19 protein-coding genes are annotated in these 19,737 nt (G+C 71.2%); 6 read left to right on the forward strand and 13 right to left on the reverse strand.

Features of this window, described 5'->3' with window-relative positions; translation table 11 throughout:
• Nucleotides 1–561 precede the first annotated feature (561 nt).
• Nucleotides 562–1,854 (reverse strand): tyrosine--tRNA ligase, encoded by a 1,293-nt coding sequence (gene tyrS, locus ACLQ23_RS31145; protein WP_425735853.1) that lies wholly within the window; start codon nucleotides 1,852–1,854, stop codon nucleotides 562–564.
• A 104-nt stretch (nucleotides 1,855–1,958) separates the two neighbouring features.
• Here tyrS and ACLQ23_RS31150 point away from each other — a divergent pair, with 104 nt between their 5' ends.
• Nucleotides 1,959–2,342, forward strand: coding sequence for a PaaI family thioesterase (locus ACLQ23_RS31150; protein WP_425881500.1), 384 nt, complete (start codon nucleotides 1,959–1,961; stop codon nucleotides 2,340–2,342).
• A 4-nt stretch (nucleotides 2,343–2,346) separates the two neighbouring features.
• Here the strand turns inward: ACLQ23_RS31150 and ACLQ23_RS31155 are convergent, their stop codons facing one another.
• The 5 genes from ACLQ23_RS31155 to ACLQ23_RS31175 all read right to left on the reverse strand — a co-directional run bounded on the left by ACLQ23_RS31155 (nucleotide 2,347) and on the right by ACLQ23_RS31175 (nucleotide 7,124).
• Nucleotides 2,347–3,678, reverse strand: coding sequence for a hemolysin family protein (locus tag ACLQ23_RS31155; RefSeq protein WP_355630250.1), 1,332 nt, complete (start codon nucleotides 3,676–3,678; stop codon nucleotides 2,347–2,349).
• 127 nt (nucleotides 3,679–3,805) lie between these two features.
• Entirely contained in the window at nucleotides 3,806–4,447 is a 642-nt protein-coding gene (locus ACLQ23_RS31160) for a hypothetical protein (RefSeq protein WP_355630252.1), read from the reverse strand.
• Between the two features lie 9 nt (nucleotides 4,448–4,456).
• Nucleotides 4,457–4,957 (reverse strand): GNAT family N-acetyltransferase, encoded by a 501-nt coding sequence (locus ACLQ23_RS31165; protein WP_355630255.1) that lies wholly within the window; start codon nucleotides 4,955–4,957, stop codon nucleotides 4,457–4,459.
• Nucleotides 4,958–5,063: 106 nt separating this feature from the next.
• A complete protein-coding gene (locus ACLQ23_RS31170) occupies nucleotides 5,064–6,536 on the reverse strand; it encodes a serine hydrolase domain-containing protein (RefSeq protein ID WP_425881491.1) in 1,473 nt (490 codons plus the stop codon).
• Nucleotides 6,537–6,611: 75 nt separating this feature from the next.
• Entirely contained in the window at nucleotides 6,612–7,124 is a 513-nt protein-coding gene (locus ACLQ23_RS31175; RefSeq protein WP_425881492.1) for an ArsR/SmtB family transcription factor, read from the reverse strand.
• Nucleotides 7,125–7,303: 179 nt separating this feature from the next.
• Here ACLQ23_RS31175 and ACLQ23_RS31180 point away from each other — a divergent pair, with 179 nt between their 5' ends.
• The 3 genes from ACLQ23_RS31180 to ACLQ23_RS31190 all read left to right on the forward strand — a co-directional run bounded on the left by ACLQ23_RS31180 (nucleotide 7,304) and on the right by ACLQ23_RS31190 (nucleotide 12,073).
• Nucleotides 7,304–10,006 (forward strand): cation-translocating P-type ATPase, encoded by a 2,703-nt coding sequence (locus tag ACLQ23_RS31180; protein WP_355630264.1) that lies wholly within the window; start codon nucleotides 7,304–7,306, stop codon nucleotides 10,004–10,006.
• Nucleotides 10,007–10,160: 154 nt separating this feature from the next.
• Nucleotides 10,161–11,042 (forward strand): universal stress protein, encoded by an 882-nt coding sequence (locus ACLQ23_RS31185; protein WP_355630266.1) that lies wholly within the window; start codon nucleotides 10,161–10,163, stop codon nucleotides 11,040–11,042.
• A gap of 155 nt (nucleotides 11,043–11,197) precedes the next feature.
• The gene (locus ACLQ23_RS31190) at nucleotides 11,198–12,073 is read left to right on the forward strand and encodes a universal stress protein (protein ID WP_425881493.1); all 876 of its coding nucleotides are present in this window, start codon (nucleotides 11,198–11,200) and stop codon (nucleotides 12,071–12,073) included.
• Here ACLQ23_RS31190 and ACLQ23_RS31195 read toward each other — a convergent pair.
• From ACLQ23_RS31195 to ACLQ23_RS31220, 6 genes are all read right to left on the reverse strand, one after another.
• The gene (locus ACLQ23_RS31195; RefSeq protein ID WP_425735820.1) at nucleotides 12,070–12,705 is read right to left on the reverse strand and encodes an FMN reductase; all 636 of its coding nucleotides are present in this window, start codon (nucleotides 12,703–12,705) and stop codon (nucleotides 12,070–12,072) included. The genes ACLQ23_RS31190 and ACLQ23_RS31195 overlap by 4 nt on opposite strands.
• Nucleotides 12,702–13,841 carry an LLM class flavin-dependent oxidoreductase gene (locus tag ACLQ23_RS31200; protein WP_425735821.1) on the reverse strand — a complete coding sequence of 380 codons (1,140 nt, stop codon included), beginning with the start codon at nucleotides 13,839–13,841 and terminating at the stop codon, nucleotides 12,702–12,704. Before ACLQ23_RS31200 ends, ACLQ23_RS31195 begins: the two co-directional genes overlap by 4 nt.
• 124 nt (nucleotides 13,842–13,965) lie before the next feature.
• Nucleotides 13,966–14,241: a ubiquitin-like small modifier protein 1 gene (locus ACLQ23_RS31205; protein WP_425735822.1), complete on the reverse strand. Its 276-nt coding sequence runs from the start codon at nucleotides 14,239–14,241 to the stop codon at nucleotides 13,966–13,968.
• Entirely contained in the window at nucleotides 14,242–15,327 is a 1,086-nt protein-coding gene (locus tag ACLQ23_RS31210; protein WP_425881494.1) for a WD40/YVTN/BNR-like repeat-containing protein, read from the reverse strand.
• Nucleotides 15,328–15,410: 83 nt separating this feature from the next.
• A complete protein-coding gene (locus ACLQ23_RS31215) occupies nucleotides 15,411–15,875 on the reverse strand; it encodes an NUDIX domain-containing protein (RefSeq protein WP_425881495.1) in 465 nt (154 codons plus the stop codon).
• Between the two features lie 68 nt (nucleotides 15,876–15,943).
• The gene (locus ACLQ23_RS31220; RefSeq protein WP_425881496.1) at nucleotides 15,944–16,570 is read right to left on the reverse strand and encodes a DNA-3-methyladenine glycosylase; all 627 of its coding nucleotides are present in this window, start codon (nucleotides 16,568–16,570) and stop codon (nucleotides 15,944–15,946) included.
• Nucleotides 16,571–16,970: 400 nt separating this feature from the next.
• Between ACLQ23_RS31220 and ACLQ23_RS31225 the strand changes: the two genes are divergently transcribed.
• Both ACLQ23_RS31225 and ACLQ23_RS31230 read left to right on the forward strand, forming a co-directional pair.
• Complete coding sequence (locus ACLQ23_RS31225; RefSeq protein ID WP_425881497.1) at nucleotides 16,971–17,333, forward strand: effector-associated constant component EACC1; 363 nt, start codon at nucleotides 16,971–16,973, stop codon at nucleotides 17,331–17,333.
• Nucleotides 17,330–18,490, forward strand: coding sequence for a caspase family protein (locus ACLQ23_RS31230; protein WP_425881498.1), 1,161 nt, complete (start codon nucleotides 17,330–17,332; stop codon nucleotides 18,488–18,490). Before ACLQ23_RS31225 ends, ACLQ23_RS31230 begins: the two co-directional genes overlap by 4 nt.
• Here ACLQ23_RS31230 and ACLQ23_RS31235 read toward each other — a convergent pair.
• Nucleotides 18,478–19,569 carry a hypothetical protein gene (locus ACLQ23_RS31235; RefSeq protein WP_425881499.1) on the reverse strand — a complete coding sequence of 364 codons (1,092 nt, stop codon included), beginning with the start codon at nucleotides 19,567–19,569 and terminating at the stop codon, nucleotides 18,478–18,480. The two genes, ACLQ23_RS31230 and ACLQ23_RS31235, sit on opposite strands and share 13 nt — an antisense overlap.
• Between the last annotated feature and the right edge of the window lie 168 nt (nucleotides 19,570–19,737).

The raw sequence follows: 19,737 nt of genomic DNA on the forward strand, positions 1-19,737 counted from the left end.
CCGGGGTATAAATCATAATTGGCACTGGCTTTACAAAGCACCCTGTTGAGTTCTCAAAGAACAACCACACACCGACCAGCAACCCAACTTGTGGGCTCCTTCGCGGGGCTTTACCGCTCTGCGCTCCGGCGCTTTCCAGCGCCAGGCACTTTTACTACGTTACCTGCGGGTTTCTGCCGTGTCAAACCGGTGTTTCGCGGTTCGTCGTGCTTCATCCCGTGTTGCAGGCGCCATGTCTCGACCGGCTTGCGCCGCCTCGTCATGGGTGTCGACAGGCCGGCCGCAGCGGTTTCCCGCTCGCTCGCCCGTTTCCCTGCCGACTGACTACCTTACCCGGTCGGTCTCGCCGCACCAAATCCGCCTCGCAGCGGATCGTTTGGCACCACCCGGCACCAGATCCAAGGAGCAAAACCCCTCCGACCCGATGGCCTTCCCGCGCTCCGGCCTTGCAGGCTTTCGCCTGTTTCGTCCGTTCCGCGCTGGCAGAGAGAAAGTTACGCGTCCGGCGGGATGATCGTCAAATCCGCCGGACGCGTCCCCCGTCACACCGTCGACAGTTGACTATCCGCCCAGCTCAACGCCGGCGAAGGAGCGCTTCCCGCGGCGCAGCACCAGGTAACGCCCATGCAGCAGGTCGGTCGGCGACACGGCAGCGTCCACCTCGGTCACTCGGTTGTTGTTGACGTAGGCGCCGCCCTCGGCGATCACCCGGCGGGCCTCCTTGAGACCGCTGACGAGGCCGGACTCCCGCAGCAGCCCCGCCACGTCCGGCAGGTCGCCGGAGAGTTGCACCAGCCCGGCCTCGGCCAGTGCCGCGCGCAGCGTCTCCGGGGCCAGGTCGTCGAGCGACCCGCGACCGAACAGCGCCTGGCTGGCGGCGATCGCCTGTCGGGTCTCCTCGGCGCCGTGCACCAGCGTGGTCAGCTCCTCGGCGAGCGCGCGCTGGGCCAACCGGGCGGCAGGTCGCTCGGCCGTCGCCTGTGCCAACTCCTCCAGCTCGGCACGCGACCGGAAGCTGAAGTACCGCAGGTAGCGGTCGACCTTTTGGTCCTCGACGTTGAGCCAGAACTGGTAGAACGCGTACGGACTGGTCATCGCGGGGTCGAGCCAGACGGCGCCGCCCTCGGTCTTGCCGAACTTGGTGCCGTCGGCCTTTGTGACAAGCGGCGTGGTGAACGCCTGCACCGGCCCCGCGCCACGCCGGCGTACGTAGTCGACGCCGGCGGTGATGTTGCCCCACTGGTCGGAGCCGCCGAACTGGAGCTGGCAGCCGTGCCGGCGGTGCAGCTCGAAGAAGTCGTTTGCCTGCAAAAGCTGGTAGCTGAACTCGGTGAAGCTGATGCCGGTCTCCAGGCGGGCCCGCACCACCTCCCGCGCCAGCATCTTGTTGACGGGGAAGTGCTTGCCCACGTCGCGCAGGAACTCGACCACCGACATCTCGCCGGTCCAGTCGAGGTTGTTGACCAGCTGCGCCGCGTTCTCACCGGTGTACGACACGAAGGGCGCGAGCTGGTCGCGGATGCGGTCGACCCAGCCGGCGATCACCTCGGGCGGGTTGAGCGTCCGCTCGGCGGTCTCCTTCGGGTCACCGATCTGCCCGGTCGCCCCGCCGACCAGCAGCAACGGCCGATGGCCGGCGAGTTGCAGCCGGCGGGCCATGGTGACCTGCATGAGGTGGCCGACGTGCAGGCTCGGCGCGGTGGGGTCGAAGCCCACGTAATAGGTGGCGGCACTCCCACCGTCGAGCAGCTCGCGTAGCTCGTCGGGGCCGGTCGAGTCCTGGATCAGGCCCCGCCAGAGCAGGTCATCGGTCAGGGAGGCCCGCCCGGAGGGCGGGAGGCTGCTGTCGGTCACGGTCACCGATTCTCCCCCATCGCCGGCGCGGACCCGTACCGGGTTTCGCGCAACCTGACCCCGTTACGCTTGCGCATTGTTGATCGAGGGGGTTTTTCGTGGAGATGCTGGACCTGAACGGTGGGCTCGTGGCCCTGCTGGGCCTGAAGTTCGAGGAGGCGACAGCCGATCGGGTGGTGATCAGCTGGCAGGTCCGACCGGAGCTGCACCAGCCGTTCGGGATCCAGCACGGGGGCGTGTACTGCTCGGTGGTGGAGACCGCGGCCAGTGTCGGCGGCGGGCTCTGGCTGGCTGACCGGGGCACGGTGGTGGGAGTGTCGAACCAGACCGACTTCCTGCGGGCCGTCCGCGACGGCGAGCTGCGGGCGGTTGGCACTCCCGTGCACCGGGGCCGCAGCCAGCAGCTCTGGCAGGTGGAGATCACCGACGCCGACGAGCGGCTGGTCGCCCGTGGTCAGGTCCGGCTCCAGAACCTCTCCAACGACTGAGCGGTCAGCTGCGGGCCTCGTCCAGCACCGGCTCGGCGTCGCTGTCAGCATCGGTGTCGACCTCGTCGGGTAACCGGCTCAGGCGTACCTCGGCGATGGCCCGGTGGTCGATGCCGGCCACCATGAGCACCCAGCCGTCCATGGTGATCTCCTCCCCCGCGACGGTGGGGATGTGCCCGAGGTGGGTGAGCACCAGCCCGGCGACCGTCGTGTAGTCACCGGCCGGCCTCGACGGCAGCTCGACGCCGATGTCCGGCAGGTCGTGGACCGGGAAGGTGCCGGGCAGCAGCAGCGCGCCGTCCGGGTCGCGGCGCACCGAGAAGCCGTCCCGGTCGGTCTCGTCGTAGATCTCCCCGACGATCTCCTCCAGGATGTCCTCAAGCGTCACGATCCCGTCGACGGCGCCGCGCTCGTCCACCACCAGCGCGATGTGCTGGCGCTCGGCCTTGAACTGACGCAGCGCGTCCACCACGGGCAGCGAGTCCGGCAGCAGCATCGGCGGTCGGGCGATCTCGTCGATCGGACGCTCGTCGGGCACACCCACCAGGTCACGCAGGTGGATCATGCCGACGGTGTCGTCCAGGCCGCCGTGGCGCACCACCGGGGCCCGGGAGTGCCCGGTGGCGGCGAGCACCAGCCGCGCGGCCTCCGCCGTGGTCCCGCTGTCGAGCGTGAAGACCTGCAACCGGGGTACGAGCACGGCCCGCAACCGTCGGTCGGCGATCTCCACTGCGCCGGCGATGATGGTGCGTTGTTCCTTCGTGAAGCCGTGGTTGCCGGCGACGATGTCGCGCAGCTCGTCCGGGCCGATCTCGTCCGGCTCGTGCTTCGGGTTGAGTCCGAACAGGCGGACCACCAGGTCGCTTGTCGCGCCGAGCGCCCAGACGGCCGGGCGGGTGAACGCGGCGAGCAGGTCGAGCGGGCGTGCCACCAGCAGCGCCCAGCGCTCGGCCGACTGCATGGCGATCCGCTTGGGTGCCAGCTCGCCGAAGACCAGGGTGACGAAGGTCAGCACGAGGGTGACCGCCACGATCGCCACCGTCTCGGCGGCGCCGCCGAACACCCCGAGCAGGGGCACGAGGGGTTTGGCAAGCGAGACCGCCGCCGCCGCGGAGGCCAGGAAGCCGGCAAGGGTGATGCCGATCTGGATGGTGGCCAGGAAGCGGTTCGGATCCTTCGCCAGCCGGGCCAGCACCCGCCCGGCGCGGCTGGTGCGCTCCAACCGCTGGATCTGGCTGTCCCGCAGCGACACCAACGCCATCTCACTGCCGGCGAAGAGCGCGTTGATGACGATCAGAATTCCGACCAGGGCCAGTTGGCTCCCGTAGCTCTGCACGCCGCGTTCGCTCCCTCTCCGGTGGAGGCGCCGGCCGGTCCGCGCGGCGCCCGCCGGTCGGTGACCCCGCCCGGCGTACGCGTGTCTGTGCCCCGTCGGATGCCTGCCGAATCCTGCCGGGGCGGCGCTACGCGGATCCGGTGACCGGCGCGGCGGGAAGGTCCAGGACGTACGAGTCGCCCTCCGGGCGGAAGCCGAGCCGGTGGTAGTAGGGGGCGACCATGCCGGGCGGGCTGATGACCCTGTGGAAACCCCGTTCGGTGAAGAGGCGACTGCGCCGGTAGACGAACTCGCCGGGGGTGAAGTCGCGGAACTTCGGGGTGACGTAGTCCAGGTCGATCTGGGCGACCCCGTGGGCTTCGGCGTGCGACAGCACCACGCCGACGACCTCGTCGGCGGTGACCACGAGGAAGGCCGAGCGGTTCGCGGCGGTCGGGTCCCAGTGGAAGTCGGGGTTGAACCGGGCGATGTCCGGCCCGTGCACCCGCAGCGTGTGGGCCAGGAACTGGTCGCCGACGCCGACCTCCACCACCTGGTAGGTCTGCTCGTCGTGGCGGGTGGCGAGCATCGCCCGCAGGTACCAGATGTTGATCACCGCGAGGACGATGTTGAGACCCACCATGGGCCAGACCTCGATGGCGGCGTTGTAGCCGATCAGTACCACGCAGCCGACGAGGTTGAGGGCGCGCAACCGCAGGACGCGCGACTGAAGCAGCGACCAGACCAGCACCGCGGAGCCGGCCCAGCCGACCAGATCCAACCAGTTCACCCCGCGAGACTAGTGCCCGCCCAGGTCAGGCCCTTCGGTGGGCAGTTCGAGCAGCCACTCCTGCACCTCGGCGCCGCGGCCGTTGGCGTACCCCGAGTCTTCGCCGACCACGACGAAGCCGCACTTGCGCAGCACCGCGAGCGAGGCGGCGTTGTCCTTGGCGGCGCGGGCGTGCACCGGCCGGGGCAGCTCGCGCAGCAGGGCGGTCAGGGCCGCCGTGGCGTGACCCCGGCCCCACCGGGCCGGATCGATCCAGTAGCTGACCTCGGTGCGGTCGCCCACCGGAAAGGCGGTGACGTGGCCGACGACCTCGCCGTCGGCCTCGATGGTGCGGACCACGTTCGCCGGGTCGGTGAGCACCCGCGCCCAGTGCCTGGCGAACTCCCGGTGGTCGGACGGGTCCTCGGGGCCGAACGCGGCCATCCGGTTGGCCTCCGGGTCCTGCTGGTGCAGGAAGAACTCCACGAGGTCGTCCTCGCGGACCGGGCGCAGCCGCACGTCGAAGGTCATCGGACGAGGGTACGCAGCAGGGGTGACAGTCTGAGCCGGCCGCAGCTGCTCCGACGGCCGTCCGCTCACGGTGGTGACCCGCACGACCGGCCACAAGCGGTGCGGCTCAGGCGATCACGGCCGCCACGGCCAACGCGGCGGCGCACAGGGAACTCGCCACCGACAGCAGGCGACGCCAGGGCACCCGCGCGTCGACCGCCGGCAGGGCACGCCACCGGGTCGCCGCCAGGGCCACCGCCGCCGCCGACAGACCCGCTCCGAGCGGCCACAGCCAGGCGGGCACCAGGGACCAGTCCCCCAGTCGGTGCCCGAGACCGAGGTAGGCGAACGCCCACACCGTGGAAGCCAGCAGGGTCACGCGGTCCAGTTCACGTCGGCGGGCGGTGCCGAACAGGGAGAGGCCGCCGACGAAGGTGAAGGCCACCGCGAGACCGGCGCCGATCCACAGTGGCAGTGCCGGTGTCGCCGCCTCGGCGTCTTCCTGCGCCACTCCGAGCAGTCGCAGACCGACCGCCTCGACGCCCTTGTCGGTGTTGGCGAACACCACCACCGCCCGACCGGTGGCGCGCTCGAAGCCGACGTAGGAGCGGAACCCGCCGGTCCCGCCGTTGTGCCAGACGATCTCGCGGTCGCCGTGGCGGGTGGTGAACCACCCGTACCCGATGCGGGTGTCGTCGTCGCTGCGGAAGCGGGCGGTGGCGGCGTCGGCGCCCGGCGCGGTGCCGGCGAGGGTGCCCGCGACCAGGCGGGCCAGGTCCTCGGCGGTGGACCAGGGGCCGACGCCGGCTGCGGCGTAACCGGCTCCCCACCAGGGGTCGGACGGCCGCCCACCGGCCCGGCTTCCGTGGGCGCGGTCGGCCGGCAGGTCGGCGGCCCCGGTGGCGACCACGGTCGCGGTCATTCCGAGGGGCCTCAGCAGCCGTGCCTCCAGCAGATCGGGGTAGGTCGCGCCGGCCTTCGCGGCGAGCGCCTGGCCGAGAACGGACGGGCCGACGTTGGAGTAGTGCACCTCGCCGCGCCCGTCGCCGGGGGTGGCCCGGTCGGCGATGTTCCGGACGCCGTGGACGTCCTGCCCGGCGTAGGGGTTGCCGCCGGAGACGTTGGACCAGAGGACGCGCGCCCAGCCCAGCGCGGAGCCGGCGGCCAGCCGAGGCAGGCCGGCCCGGTGGCTGGACAGCTCGGCCAGCGTGACGTCGCGGGCGGGGCCGGTGACCGTGGGCCACGTGTCGCCGAGCCGGTCGTCGGGGCGCACGACACCGGCGGCGGCCTGGTCGGCGAGGAGCATTCCGGTGAGGACCTTGGTGACCGACCCGATCTCGAACGCGGTGCCGGTCTCGACGGGCCGGCCGTCGGGGTCCCGGTCGCCCAGGCCGGCGGTGCGGATCCGCCCGTTCTCGACCAGGGCTACGGCGAGCCCGCGGTGCCCCTTCGGGTCGGGCACGGCCGCCCGGGCGGTGCGAGCGAGGTCGGGGTCGCCGGTCACCTGTGCGCCGAGACGCGGGACGCGGGGCATCAGCGCGGCCCCGACGAGGCCGGCGGCGAGCGCCACGACGAGTGCGGTGACGACTGTTCTCCGCATGCTGTTCCTTCGGTCGGAGGGGTGGCCACCTGGTGGTGGCTCGACGATCGAGGGCTGCGACGGGCGTGGGCCGGCTTATCGGCCGGCGGCGGCGAGGATGGCCAGCAGCGGCACCACGCGTTCGGCGGGAACGGCGTACCGGCCTCGGCCGACGCTGCGCAGCCAACCGGCGGCGGTGAGCTGGCGTAGGTGGTGGTGGAGCTGGCCGGTGGTGCCCAACTCCTCGATTTCGGCCAGTTCGCCGGTGCCCTGCCGGCCGCTGAGAACCTCCCGCAACAGCCGGAGCCGCACCCCGTGGGCCAGCGCGGACAGGGTGGCGGCCAGCTCCGTCCAGTCGCCGTCGAGCAGATCGTCGACGGTGCGCCCGTACTGCCAGTCGTAGTGCTGGTCGGCGACGCGGACGGTGCCGGTGTAGAGGACGGCGCCCGTGCCGTCGGACGGCAGGCGCTGCTTGAGGCCGTCGAGAGCCCAGAAGGTGCCCTCGGGCGCGGGTGGTGTGTCCGGCGGGGCGGGTGTCGACGTCAGGCGCTCGGTCAGGGCGGCGACCTGTGCCTCCAGCGCGCTGAGTCGCTCTTCGATGTGCGTCATGCGTCGATACTACGAACATACGTATTTTCGTGCAAGCGGTGTTTCGCGGCGCGGCCCCGACACGGGCCGTTGGTCCCGGGTCCAGCGGGCGCAACGCCCCTGCCTCCCCGGAGCCCACCGCGCGAAGGTGGGTGGGGATGGCGTGCCTTCGACACGCCGCGCGAGGTAGGGAGCTCACGGTGGCCAAGACCGGCGTACCGGTCCGAACGCTGGAGGCAACGGTCGACGTGCCCACCCCGGGAGGGCTCGATTCGGCGGAGGCCGCCGCCCGGCTGCAGGCGAACGGACCCAACGCGGTGGCGCCGCCACCGCGCCGGCATGTGGTCCTCCGGGTCCTGCGCCAGCTCACCGACCCACTGGTCGCGTTGCTGCTCGCCGCGGCAGTGGTCACCACCGCGCTCGGCGACTACCCGGACACCGCAGTGATCCTCCTGGTCGTGCTGGTGAACACGGTCATCGGGTTGGTGCAGGAGATCCGCGCGGACCGGGCCATCGCGGCGCTTGGCCAACTCGCCGCCCCCGCCGCCCGGGTGGTGCGCGACGGCCGCGACCAGGCCGTGCCGGCCGCCGACCTGGTGCACGGCGATCTGGTCCGGATCGAGGCCGGCGACATCGTGCCGGCCGACCTGCTGCTGGTCGAGGCCAACCGGCTGCAACTGGACGAATCCGCGTTGAGCGGTGAGTCCGTGCCGGTGGGGCGCACCGCCGGTCAGGAGGCGCTGGCCGGGACTGTCGTCACCACCGGACGCGCCGACGGCACGGTGATCCGGACGGGGCCGGCGAGCGCGCTGGGCCGGATCAGCACACTTGTGGCGGGCACCCGCCCGTCGGCCACACCGTTGCAGCGCCGGCTCTCGGCCCTGGGCCGCACACTCGGTCTGATCGCTGTCGCGCTGTCTGGGCTGGTCTTCGCGATCGGGGTGATCGGCGGCCGACCGGTCGTGGACATGGCCGTCACGGCGGTGAGCCTGGTCGTCGCGGCGGTGCCCGAGTCGCTGCCTGCGGTGGTGACCCTGGCCCTGGCGCTGGGCGCACGCCGGATGGCCGCCGCGAAGGCCATCCCGCGCCGGCTGCACGCTGTGGAGACCCTCGGCTCGGTGACCGTGATCGCCTCCGACAAGACCGGCACCCTCACCGAGGGCCGGATGGCGGTGCAGCAGGTCGTCACCACCGACGGGGCGCGATACCAGGTCACCGGCAGCGGGTACGCCCCGCACGGCGCCGTACACCGGGATGGTGCCGCGGTGGCCGTACCGGAGGACCTGCGCCGGCTGGCGCGGGCCGGTCTGCTCTGCAACGACGCCGCCCTGTCACCTCCGGACGACGAGCGACCGGACTGGGGTGCCGTGGGCGACCCGCTCGAAGCGGCGCTCGTCGCCTTCGCCGCCCGCGCCGGCCTCGACCCGCAGACCACCCGCGCTGCCTGGCCACGGGTAGCCGAGCACCCCTTCGACCAGGCGCAACGCCGGATGGTCACCGTGCACCGGTCCTGCGACCAGCGCTACCTCGTGGTCTGCAAAGGCGCTCCGGAGAGCGTCCTCAACTCGACGCTGCTCGACGCCACCGACGACGAGATCGCCGCGCTGACCCGCGGCGCCCACCAACTCGCCGCCGAAGGGCTGCGGGTCCTCGCCGTGGCCGCCGCCCTGGTGGACACCGTGCCGGACCTCGCCGCGCCGACCGGCCTGCGCCCGCTAGGACTGACCGCCGTCGGTGACCCGCTACGCGCGGCCGCTCCGGAGATCGCCGACAGTCTCGACACCGCCGGGGTACGTCTGCTGCTGATCACCGGTGATCACCCGGCCACCGCCGCCGCGATCGGCTCGCAGCTGGGCCTGTGGCGCGACGGTGACCCCCTGGCCCGTGGCGACGACGACTCCACGCCCACGCATCCGGACACCCGGGTCTTCGCCCGGACACAGCCGGAACAGAAGCTCGACATCATCGCCGACCTGCAGTCCCGTGGCCATGTGGTAGCGATGACAGGCGACGGGGTCAACGACGCGCCAGCGCTGCGCCGCGCCGACATCGGGGTGGCGATGGGCGGCGGCACCGAGGTCGCCCGGCAGGCCGCCGACCTGGTCCTTGTCGACGACGACCTGTCCACCGTCACCACAGCGATCGGCGAGGGCCGGCGCATCTACGACAACATCCGCCGGTTCCTGCGGTACGCCCTCGCCGGTGGAGTCGCCGAAATCCTGGTGATGCTTGTCGGCCCGCTGTTCGGCCTGGCAGTGCCCCTGCAACCCGCGCAGATCCTCTGGGTGAACCTGCTGACCCACGGAGTGCCCGGGGTGGCTCTCGGCGCGGAACCGGCCGAACCCGGCACGCTGCGTCGAGCGCCCCGCTCGCCACAGGAGTCGGTGCTCGGTGCCGGTCTGGGCCGCGACGTCCTGTTCACCGGCGCGTTGATCGCCGCCGTGGTGCTCGGCGCCGGCGTGGTCGCCGCTGCCCGGGACCTGCCCTGGCAGTCCGTGGTCTTCGTGGTGCTCGGGCTGGCCCAGCTCGGCGTGGCGCTGGCGGTCCGGGCTCCCCGGCCGGCGGGCACTCGGCGCGGCAACCCCGGCCTGCTCGTCGCGGTCGCCGTGTCGGCGCTGCTCCAGGTCGGCGGAGTGCTGCTCCCCCCGCTGCGCGAGCTGCTCGACACCGAGCCGCTGACACCGGCAGTGCTGCTGGCCTGCGCGGCGGTCAGCGCCCTGCCCGGCCTGGTGCTGCGGCTGACCCGACGCCGTCCGACGCCGCCGGCACCGTCCGACGGTGCTGTGGACGGCACCGCCGGGCCGCAGTCGCGACGCTCGGACGCCACCGACAGGCAGCCGCAGCACGCCGACGCCGTGCCGCAGTCGAGGCGCCCGGACGCCGCCGACGGGCAGTCGCGGTAGGCGGATGCCGGGCCGCCGTCGTCGGCACGCGGACGCCTTCCGGTGGCGGTCGCGGGCCGGCGACGGGACCAATGGCCCCCGGCCTCCTACCCTCCTGCCCTGATCATCGGGCCGACGCCGTAGGAGAATGGAGCTCGAACAGAGGAGGAACGTGATGACCAAGCGATCCGGTGCCCCCGTGGTGGTGGCTGTTGACGGTTCGACATCAGCGCTGGAGGCGGTGCGGGTCGCCGCCCGCGAGGCCTCAACGCGAGGCCGGGCGCTGCGGGTGGTGCACGCGTTCATCTGGCCGCTCTACGAGGTGCCGCTGACGCCGGCGCCGGGCGCTCCCGCCGACGCCGGGTTCCGCGCCCAGGCCGACAAGCTCGTCGCCGAAGCGGTGACCGAGGCCACCAAGGTCGCTCCGGACCTCACCGTCACCGGCGCCGTGATCGACGGCGCCGCCACGCCGGTGCTGCTGGCCGAGGCGCGGGACGCGAAGCTGCTGGTGCTCGGCAGCCGGGGCCTGGGCGGGTTCGGCGGGCTGCTGCTCGGCTCGGTGGCGGTGCAGGTCTCCGCCCGCGCCGACTGCCCGGTGCTCGTGGTCAAGGGTGAGGCCCGCGCCGACGGGCCGGTCGTGGTCGGGGTCGACGGCTCGACGCTGTCCGCCGAGGCGCTGGGCTTCGCCTACGAGGCCGCCTCGTTGCGGGGCACCAACCTGGTGGCCGTGCACGGCTGGACCATCCCGGTCCCGCCGAGCGACCTCCTGCCGCTGGGCTACGACGTGCAGGCGCTCGCCGCCGAAGAGGAGCGCGTCCTCGCCCAGGCGCTCGCCGGCTGGTCCGAGCGGTACCCGGACGTGCACGTACGGCAGCGGGTGGCGTACGGCGCGCCCGCCCGGCTGCTTGTGGAGGAGTCGGCCGGGGCGCAGCTCACAGTTGTCGGGGCACGCGGCCGGGGCGCGCTGGCCGGCGTCCTGCTCGGCTCGGTGAGCCACGCGGTGCTGCACCACTCGCAGAGCCCGGTGGCTGTCATCCGGCAGAGCAAGAAGAACTGACGTCGCGTTGTCCGCGCCGGCCGCACCGGGGTCGGCGCGGACCCGTGATCGCGTCGACGCGGGCGGAGCCGCCCGGCTGGTCCGTGCCGGCGCGTTCGGCGGCGTCGCCGGGGACGCACCGCCGACAATGAGCTGACCGACCCTGGGAGAGCCCGATGAACCGACCTGTCGTGGCAGGCGTGGACGGATCGCCGTCAAGCCTCGTCGCCGCGGAACACGCCGCCCGCGCCGCCCTGCTCCGGTCCCGGCCACTGCTGCTTGTGCACGGCTACCTGCACCCCCTCGGCTACGGCGTGCCGCTCAACCCGTACGACCTCGGGGTGCCGGCACCGTCGGCCGAGGCGCAGAAGATGCTTGAGCGCACCGCGGCGGACCTCGCCGACCGGTGGCCCGGCCTCAGCGTCGAGGTGCGCCAGGTCGCCGGTGGACCCGGCGCCACAATGGTCGAGGAGTCCCGCCGGGCCGACCTGGTGGTGGTGGGCAGTCGAGGACTGGGCGGGTTCGTCGGGCTGCTGCTCGGCTCGGTGGGCGCGCAGGTGGCCGCGCACGCGCACTGCCCGGTGCTCGTGGTCCGCCCGGACGAGCAGCCCATCGACATGGACGCGCCGGTGCTTGTCGGCGTGGACGGCTCCGAGGCGTCCCGACTCGCCGCCGGCTACGGCGCGGCCGAGGCGACGCTACGGAAGGTGCCGCTGGTGCTTGTGCACGTCGGTCCGCCCGGCGAGGACCGCGCCACGCCGGAGGAGGTCGAGGAGTCGCAGGCCGCGTACCAGGCCGAGGCGGTGCGGCTGCTCGCCGACGCGTCCGCCGCCGTCCGCGCCGAGTATCCCGACCTGGTGGTACGCGAGCATCCGGTCCGGGCAGCCGGCGCGGCCCAGGGGCTCATCGAGGCCAGCGCCACTGCGTCGTTGCTGGTCGTGGGCACCCGGGGCCGGCACGGATTCACCGGTCTGCTGCTCGGCTCGGTCAGCCAGGCAGTCATCCAGCACGCACACTGCCCCGTGCTTGTCGCGCATCCGTACCCGGCCTAGTTGACCGGGGCGTCGTCGCCTCTGCCGAGCATCTGCAGGAAGTCGGTGGTGAGGGCGAACGGGTCGGCCGGGCCGCTGGCGGGCGGCCGGAGCTCCACCTGGTCGGCCAACTCGCCGGCAGCGCGCCCGATGCGGCCCCGCAGGGCTCCGTCGGCGGTGCCACCGGACCAGTCCTCCGGCGCGGCGAAGACCGATGTGGGGACCACCACCGCCCGCAGGTAGCTGAACATCGGGCGGATGGCGTGCTCCAGCGCCAGCGAGTGCCGTGCGGTGCCGCCGGTGGCCCCGATCAGCACCGGCCGGCCGACGAGCGACTCGGCCTCCAGCACGTCGAAGAAGGACTTGAACAGCCCGTTGTACGACGCGTTGAAGATCGGCGTGACAGCGATGAGCCCGTCGGACCCGGTCACCGCGTCGACGGCCTCGCGCAGCGCGGCCGGCGGGAACCCGGTGAGCATGTTGTTCACCACGTCGTGGGCGTACTCCCGCAGGTCGACGACGCGCAGCTGCACGGTGTTGCCGCGCCGGGCCAGCTCGTCGCGGGTGGCCGCGGCGAGCTGGTCGGCGAGCAGCCGGGTGGACGAGGGCTGGCTCAGCCCCGCCGAGACCACGGCCACTGTGCGCTGGGTCATCGGGCCACCTCGGGCGCCTTGCCGGTGACGTCGTCGACGGCGTGCACTGTGCTGTCCGCGCCGCCGCCGGCCGTAGCGACAAGTGAGGCGTGCGTGGGCGCGTCCGGCACGTGCGCCGGGCGCAGCGACTCGAACTCCTTGCGCAGCACCGGCACGACCTCCTCGCCGAGCAGGTCGAGCTGCTCCAGCACCGTCTTCAGCGGCAGCCCGGCGTGGTCCACCAGGAACAGCTGGCGCTGGTAGTCGCCGACGTACTCGCGGAAGCCCAGCGTGCGGTCGATGACCTGCTGCGGGCTGCCCACTGTCAGCGGGGTCTCCCGGGTGAACTCCTCAAGCGACGGCCCGTGCCCGTAGACCGGGGCGTTGTCGAAGTACGGCCGGAACTCCCGGACGGCGTCCTGCGAGTTGCGGCGCATGAACACCTGCCCGCCGAGGCCGACGATGGCCTGGTCGGCGGTGCCGTGGCCGTAGTGCGCGTACCGCTCGCGGTAGAGCCCGACCATCCGCTGGGTGTGCTCCTTGGGCCAGAAGATGTGGTTGGCGAAGAAGCCGTCACCGTAGTAGGCGGCCTGCTCGGCGATCTCCGGGCTGCGGATCGAGCCGTGCCAGACGAACGGCGGTACGCCGTCGAGCGGGCGCGGCGTCGAGGTGAACGACTGCAACGGCGTGCGGTAGCGGCCCTTCCAGTCGACCACGTCCTCGCGCCACAGCCGGCGCAGCAGGTCGTAGTTCTCGATCGCGAGGGGGATGCCGGCGCGGATGTCCTTGCCGAACCACGGGTAGACCGGCCCGGTGTTGCCACGACCCATCATGAGGTCGACCCGACCGTCGGCCAGGTGCTGGAGCATCGCGTAGTCCTCGGCGATCTTCACCGGGTCGTTTGTGGTGATCAGCGTGGTCGCTGTGGACAGCAGCAGCCGCTCGGTGCGGGCCGCGATGTAGCCGAGCATGGTGGTCGGCGACGACGGCACGAACGGCGGGTTGTGGTGCTCGCCGGTGGCGAAGACGTCCAGCCCGACCTCTTCGGCCTTGAGCGCGATGGCGACCATCGCCTTGATCCGCTCATGCTCGGTCGGCTCCCGACCGGTGGTCGGATCGACCGTGACATCCCCGACGGTGAAGACTCCGAACTGCATGACCAGCTCCTCGCGTGTCGAACCGGGCCTGTGGTACCCGGACGCAGCTCACAACTTATTTGACGAGTCAACTATTCCGCCAGCGGGACGCCTCGCAGTGGCGCCGGTCACTGCCAGGGGCCGCTCACCCGCCCGCCACCGACGGCAGCACCTGCACCTGGGCGCCCTCACCGACGGGCGTGGCCAGCCCGCCGGAGTGCCGGCAGTCTTCCCCGTCGACGTAGACGTTGACGTAGCGGCGTAGCTCGCCGCGCTCGTCGCGGATGCGTCGGGCCAACCGGGGGTGGACGGCGGCCAGCTCGTCGAGGACCGCCCGCAGCGTGCCACCGGCGTCGACGGTCAGCCGACTGGCGCCGCCGGCCTCGCCCCGCAGCGGGCCGGGCAGCAGCACGGTGACCACTCAGATCACCGCGGCCCGGACGCAGAGCACATCGGGCAGATGCGCGGCCACCTGCGACCAGGAGTCACCCTCGTCGCGGCTGGCGTAGACCTCGCCGGAGCGGGTGCCGAAGTAGACCCCGCCCGGGGTGGCGTCGTCCGCGCACATCGCGTCGCGCAGCACCGCCGGATAGAACGGCCCCTCCGGCAACCCCACCGACAGCGGCTCCCACTTCGCCCCCGCGTCGACCGAACGGAACACCCGGCACCGGTGGTCGGCCGGGAAGCGCTCGCCGTCGGCCACAAGCGGGAACGTCCACACCACGCCGGCACGCCCGGGGTGGGCCACCATCGGGAAACCGAAGTCGCTGGGCAGCCCGTCGGCGATGGACGACCAGGTGGTGCCGTCGTCGTCGGAGCGGTAGACGCCGTGGTGGTTCTGCGCGTACAGCCGGTCGGGGTTGCCGGCGTCCCGCGCGACCTTGTGCACACACTGGCCGAACTCCGGCCACTCGTCGGGCAGGAAGTAGGCGCGGATGCCGGTGTTCGCCGGAGCCCAGCTCGCCCCCGCGTCCTGCGAGCGGTAGACCCCGCCGGTGGACATCGCGACCAGCAGGCGAGCCGGGTCACGCGGGTGGGGCAGCACTGTGTGCACTGCCTGGCCGCCGAACCCGGCCTCCCACTGCTGCCGGTGCGGATGGTCCCAGAGGGAGCGGACCAGCTCGAACGTACGGCCGCCGTCGGTGGAGCGGAACAACGCCGACGGCTCGGTGCCCGCCCAGACCACGTCCGGCTCGTCGGGGCCGGCCGGCGTCAACTGCCAGACCCGGCCCAGCGTCGCGCCCGTGTCGGACGGGAACGCGACGGGCGCCTCGTCGGGCTCGTCCCAGGAGGCGCCGAGGTCGTCGCTCGTGGCGACGCTGGGCCCGAAGTGTGAGCTGGTCATCCCGGCGAGCAGCCGAGGGGTGGACCGCCGGGTGTCGACCGCCACGGCATACACACCGGTCATCGGAAAGTGCGGGCCGGTGACCTCCCAACTGCGCCGGTCGTCGGCGCTCGTGGCGAGGAACAGCCCCTTGGCGGTGCCGATCGCGAGCAGTGTTGCCATGACGTCCTCCGAACCGTCCACGGACAGGTGCGGTGATTATGGCCACACCCTCCGACAGGTTCGCCGGACACACACCTGCCGTTTCAGTGCTGGACGAGACCGCCGACCGGAACCGGGGCGACGTGGCCGGTGGCCGGAAGCGTCTGCGCGAGCGCGAGGCCGACGTCGACCAACCCTGATCGGCGTAGGCGGGCCACGTCGGCTAGCGGAGTCCAGACCGACTCGGCTGTCGCGCCGTTCGGCTCGGGCCGGAGTGTGCCACCGGTGATCCGGACCTGATAGAAGATCCCGACGTTCTGGTGCTCCCGGCCCCGCAGCGCCTCGGCAGCGGGGATGACTCTGGAGTCGACGCCCAGGAGCCGCTCCACCACCGCCTCGCAGCCGGTCTCCTCGGCGACCTCCCGGATCACCGCGTCGAACGGATCCTCCGCGTGCTCGACCTTGCCACCCGGAAGGGTCCAGTGGCTGCCCGACGCTGACACGAAACGGGCGAGCAGGACCCGCTCGTTCTGGACGCACACGGCGTAGGTCGCCAGCCGGAAGCTCATCCCCGCACCTCCCGGCCGACCCTATCCCGACGCCCTGTTTCCACAGTGTCCGATGTCTCCTCGCCGGATCAGCGACCGGCCGCCCGCGCGGTCCGGCGGCGGGGCGTGTGCCGCCGGTAGGTGCTCACCGTGGCGTCGCCGGTGATCCAGAAACGCCACGGGACGTCGTGCGCGGCGGCGACTCCGACCCTCGGGCCGGCGGAGATGGCCGTATCCGCGACCGGGCGGGTCGGCGGCGTGAGCAGAAGGGGCCCGGTGCCGTCGAGCACTGACGTGCCGTTGGCGGAAGCGGTGATCCCGAGCGCGACCACAAGCCTCGCAGGTCCCCGAGCAAGGTCGCGGTCGGCCACCTTCTCCCCCCGGCGTTTGCGGGCGATGTCCACGCCGTCGACGACCTCGCCGGCTCGCAGTAGGACGGCGGACGCCTCCCCCTCAGCGCCGCACACGATGTTCAGACACCAGTGCACGCCGAACACGAAGTAGGTGTAGGCGTGTCCTGCCGGACCGAACATCACGGTGGTACGGGGTGTCGGGCCTCGGTGGGCGTGCGATGCCGGGTCCTCTCCCGTGCCCGCGTACGCCTCGACCTCGGTCAGCCGAACCCGGACGCCGTTGGCCGAGATCTCCCAGCCGAGCAGGGTCCGTGCGGTCTCGGCGACGGCACTGGCAGGGGCTGCCAACCAGGGGTGGTTCATCCGTCCAGGAAACCCCGGCCCGCCCGGGACCGGCAACCCGACAGGCAGGACGCGTGCCCAGCGACGGTGGCTCTCACCTCGCCGCACACTCACTCGCACCTCTGCCTCACAGGCGGCAGTGGCGGGAGCGGACAGATAAGGCAGGTACCGTCGGGCGCGATGTAGTCGAGAAGGGCACGACGGGGCGATCGTCTGAGTAGGCGCATGTGGTCCGAAGTCAACTGGCTCGGTTCATATCGACGCCAGCATTTGCTGGCCCACCTGATTGACCAGCAGGAACACCAGCCGAGCCCAACGTGCGAAGCTTTCATATTGTCGGATAGTCAACATTCTTGCCGACCGGGAGTCAGGCTTCCTACCTCCGCGCGAGCCGGCCCTCTCCTTACTGGATAATCGCGTCATGGCATTGGTCAATGTGTCGCTGCTCGACGGCAGTCCCGGCGATCTGCATTCCCTGTTCAGTTGGCTTCAGCGCCCCGATGAGCTCCGAGGGAGGGTGCGGACGGTGCCTCGCAAACCCGGACCGCACGAGATGGGCGGCGCCGTGGAGATGGTGTCGGTAGCGCTTGGCAGCGGCGGCGCGGGTGCTGTACTGGTCAGCGCCCTGACGACCTGGTTACAGACACGGCGCGCCCGGATCACCGTGGAGTTGGCCATCGACGAAACGGGCGAGACCCTGCGAAGAGTGGAGGTCGAAGCCAGTAACGCGGCCTCAGTCAAAGAGCTCTACGACGCCGTGACCTCGGACCGGACGATGCCATGAGCGCGAGGCTGCCGGATCGACAAGCGTCGCGGGCGCTGCTCATCGGGGCGTCGCGGTTTTCCAACGGAGACCTGCACGATCTTCCGGCGGTGGTCAACAACGTGCAGGCGTTGACCGACGTACTCACCGACCCGACTCTCGGTGGCTTCGATCAGTCGAGTTGTCGAGTGCTGACCGACCCGCCGACTCCTCAACAGGTCGGAGACAAGATCCATGCCGTGGTGGACGAGGCAGTGGATACGCTCGTGTTGTACTACGCAGGCCACGGGGTCCTCAGTCAGCGTGGTGACCTGTTTCTGGCGGTCGAAACCACGGACCCTGATCCGCGCCGGGTTCACTACTCGGGCGCACCGATGGAGTGGTTCCGATCCGCGCTTGCCGACAGCCCTGCGCGTAATCGAATCCTGATCCTGGACTGCTGTTTCTCGGGGCACGCGGCAGAGGCCATGTCTAGCCCCACTTCAGTGATCAGTGGAAAGCTCGACATCCGTGGCACGTACACCCTGGCCTCCGCGCCTGCCCACGAAACAGCGATCGCACCGGCCGGTGCGCAGTTCACTGCCTTTACCGGCGAGTTATTGAACACGCTGCGGCAGGGCGTCCCGGGCGACGGACCGCTGCTGACGCTCGGCGACATCTACCCCGCGCTGACCCGGGCGCTGCTAGCGAGCGGCATGCCGCGTCCGCAGCGTCTCGGCACTGGTCTAGCCGACCACATCGCACTGACCCGCAACCCCGCCTATCGCCCAGCGGCTTCGCCGGCCGTCAAGCCGCGGCCGGGGTCAGAATCCCATCGAAGTCCGACCGTGCCGCACCGGCGAGCCGCCGAGGAGCAGGATCCGAAGGTGGTCGCCGAGTTCCACGCCGCCATGCTGGACGGTTACCGGAGGGCAAAGAAAGAGCTGAACTATAACGCCGCCTACTTCCTGAAAATGGTGCAGGAGGTAGGCGGACTGGAAGCGGCCCGCCGGCTAATCAGGGCAAACTCGGTTTCCAGCGGCTTCACCACCCTGTGGGAGAAGGGCCGACTTGACCTCGCCGTGGAGGCAGTGGTGCTACAGGACCGGTTCGCCGGGCTATTCACCGACGAGGAACTCGATATCGCCCGCAACCGGTTGGCGGCATATGGCTATCACCTTCCAGCTCAGACCTCGTAGACCTTGACCACCTCGTCGCCGTAGTGGTTGACCACCTTCACGGCGATCTTTCCGGACTCTGGGCGGGGGAACGGGCGGGACTGGTGACTGTAGAGGCTGCCCCACGCAGATTCGTCGATTTGCGCCCGGAGCGCCTTGCGTAGACGTTCGTACGGATCCAGCCCATCCGGCTTACCCTCGCTGCCGGCAAAGTAGATGTGGCGGACGAAGAACTCTTCCCCGTTGTAATCCGTATCAATCATCCACAGGGCGATGTCCTCGACCCCGTTGTCCGGCCGCAGGTCGCCAGTGGTGGGATTGTAGACGTCGACGCCACGGATCTCGACGACGAGACCGTCCGGCGCTGGGTCGATGGCGATGTCCGGTTCGCCGAAGACCATGAAGAGATTTGCCGTCCCGGTCTTTTTCAGCAAGGTGTCGCCCATCGCCAGGTCCGCGTTCATCCGAACCAGCAGAACGGGAAGCCGGCCGAGTTGGCGTTGCTCCGCAACGGTGGCGAAGTCGTCGCCCTCCGGCGCGAACTCGCCTGCGGCCTCGCTGGCACGCCCGCCGAAGCCGAACGCGCACACCAGCAGCAGGTCGAACCCGACACCTCGGAGCGCCTCCCGGGCCGCATCCTTCACCCAATCGGCGTCCACCGTGCCGTACTGCGGCCCGACACTCACCGCGATCCGCGCCGACGTGCCGTCGTCGTTGCGCCGGGCAGCTTCCGCGTGAATGAATTTTCCCGGGTGCGGGGCCAGCGACGCGAACTCCAGCCGTTCGTTACGCCAGCCGTTCTGCACGCCGGCCTTGGCGAGGTTGTCCAGGATCGTCTTGTGGTACGCGTTGACGTCAGTACCGCTGGCCTCCTCCTCGCCAACCGAGAACGCTGCCGGCCGGTGGGGCGACAGACTCTCGACGGTGAACCTGCCAGCGACGCGGATCCGCTTCTTGTCCTCGTACGGCCGGTCGTACAGCAGCTCCGTGTCGGCGTGGCGGGCAATAGCCGCGTCGATCTCCTGGCGGCTCATGCCCTCCTTGATATCCGGGTTGTTGGCGATGGACTTGAGGGTCACGTGCGGCACGCGCTCATACACGAAGCCCTTGCGGACGTCTTGACCTGGCGAACTGGGCGGCGGTTCAGCACCTGAAAGCTGCAGCTCCTTGGTCCGGCCCTCGACGGAGTCCGCTACAGAGGTTGAAAGGCTGAAGTTCGCACCGTCACGGTGGTTCGGGGTCGAGGGTCATGCCGGTGTTGGCGAAGA

The sequence above is a fragment of the Micromonospora sp. DT41 genome, assembly GCF_049841715.1.
In the GTDB taxonomy this organism is placed as follows: Bacteria; Actinomycetota; Actinomycetes; order Mycobacteriales; family Micromonosporaceae; genus Micromonospora; species Micromonospora profundi.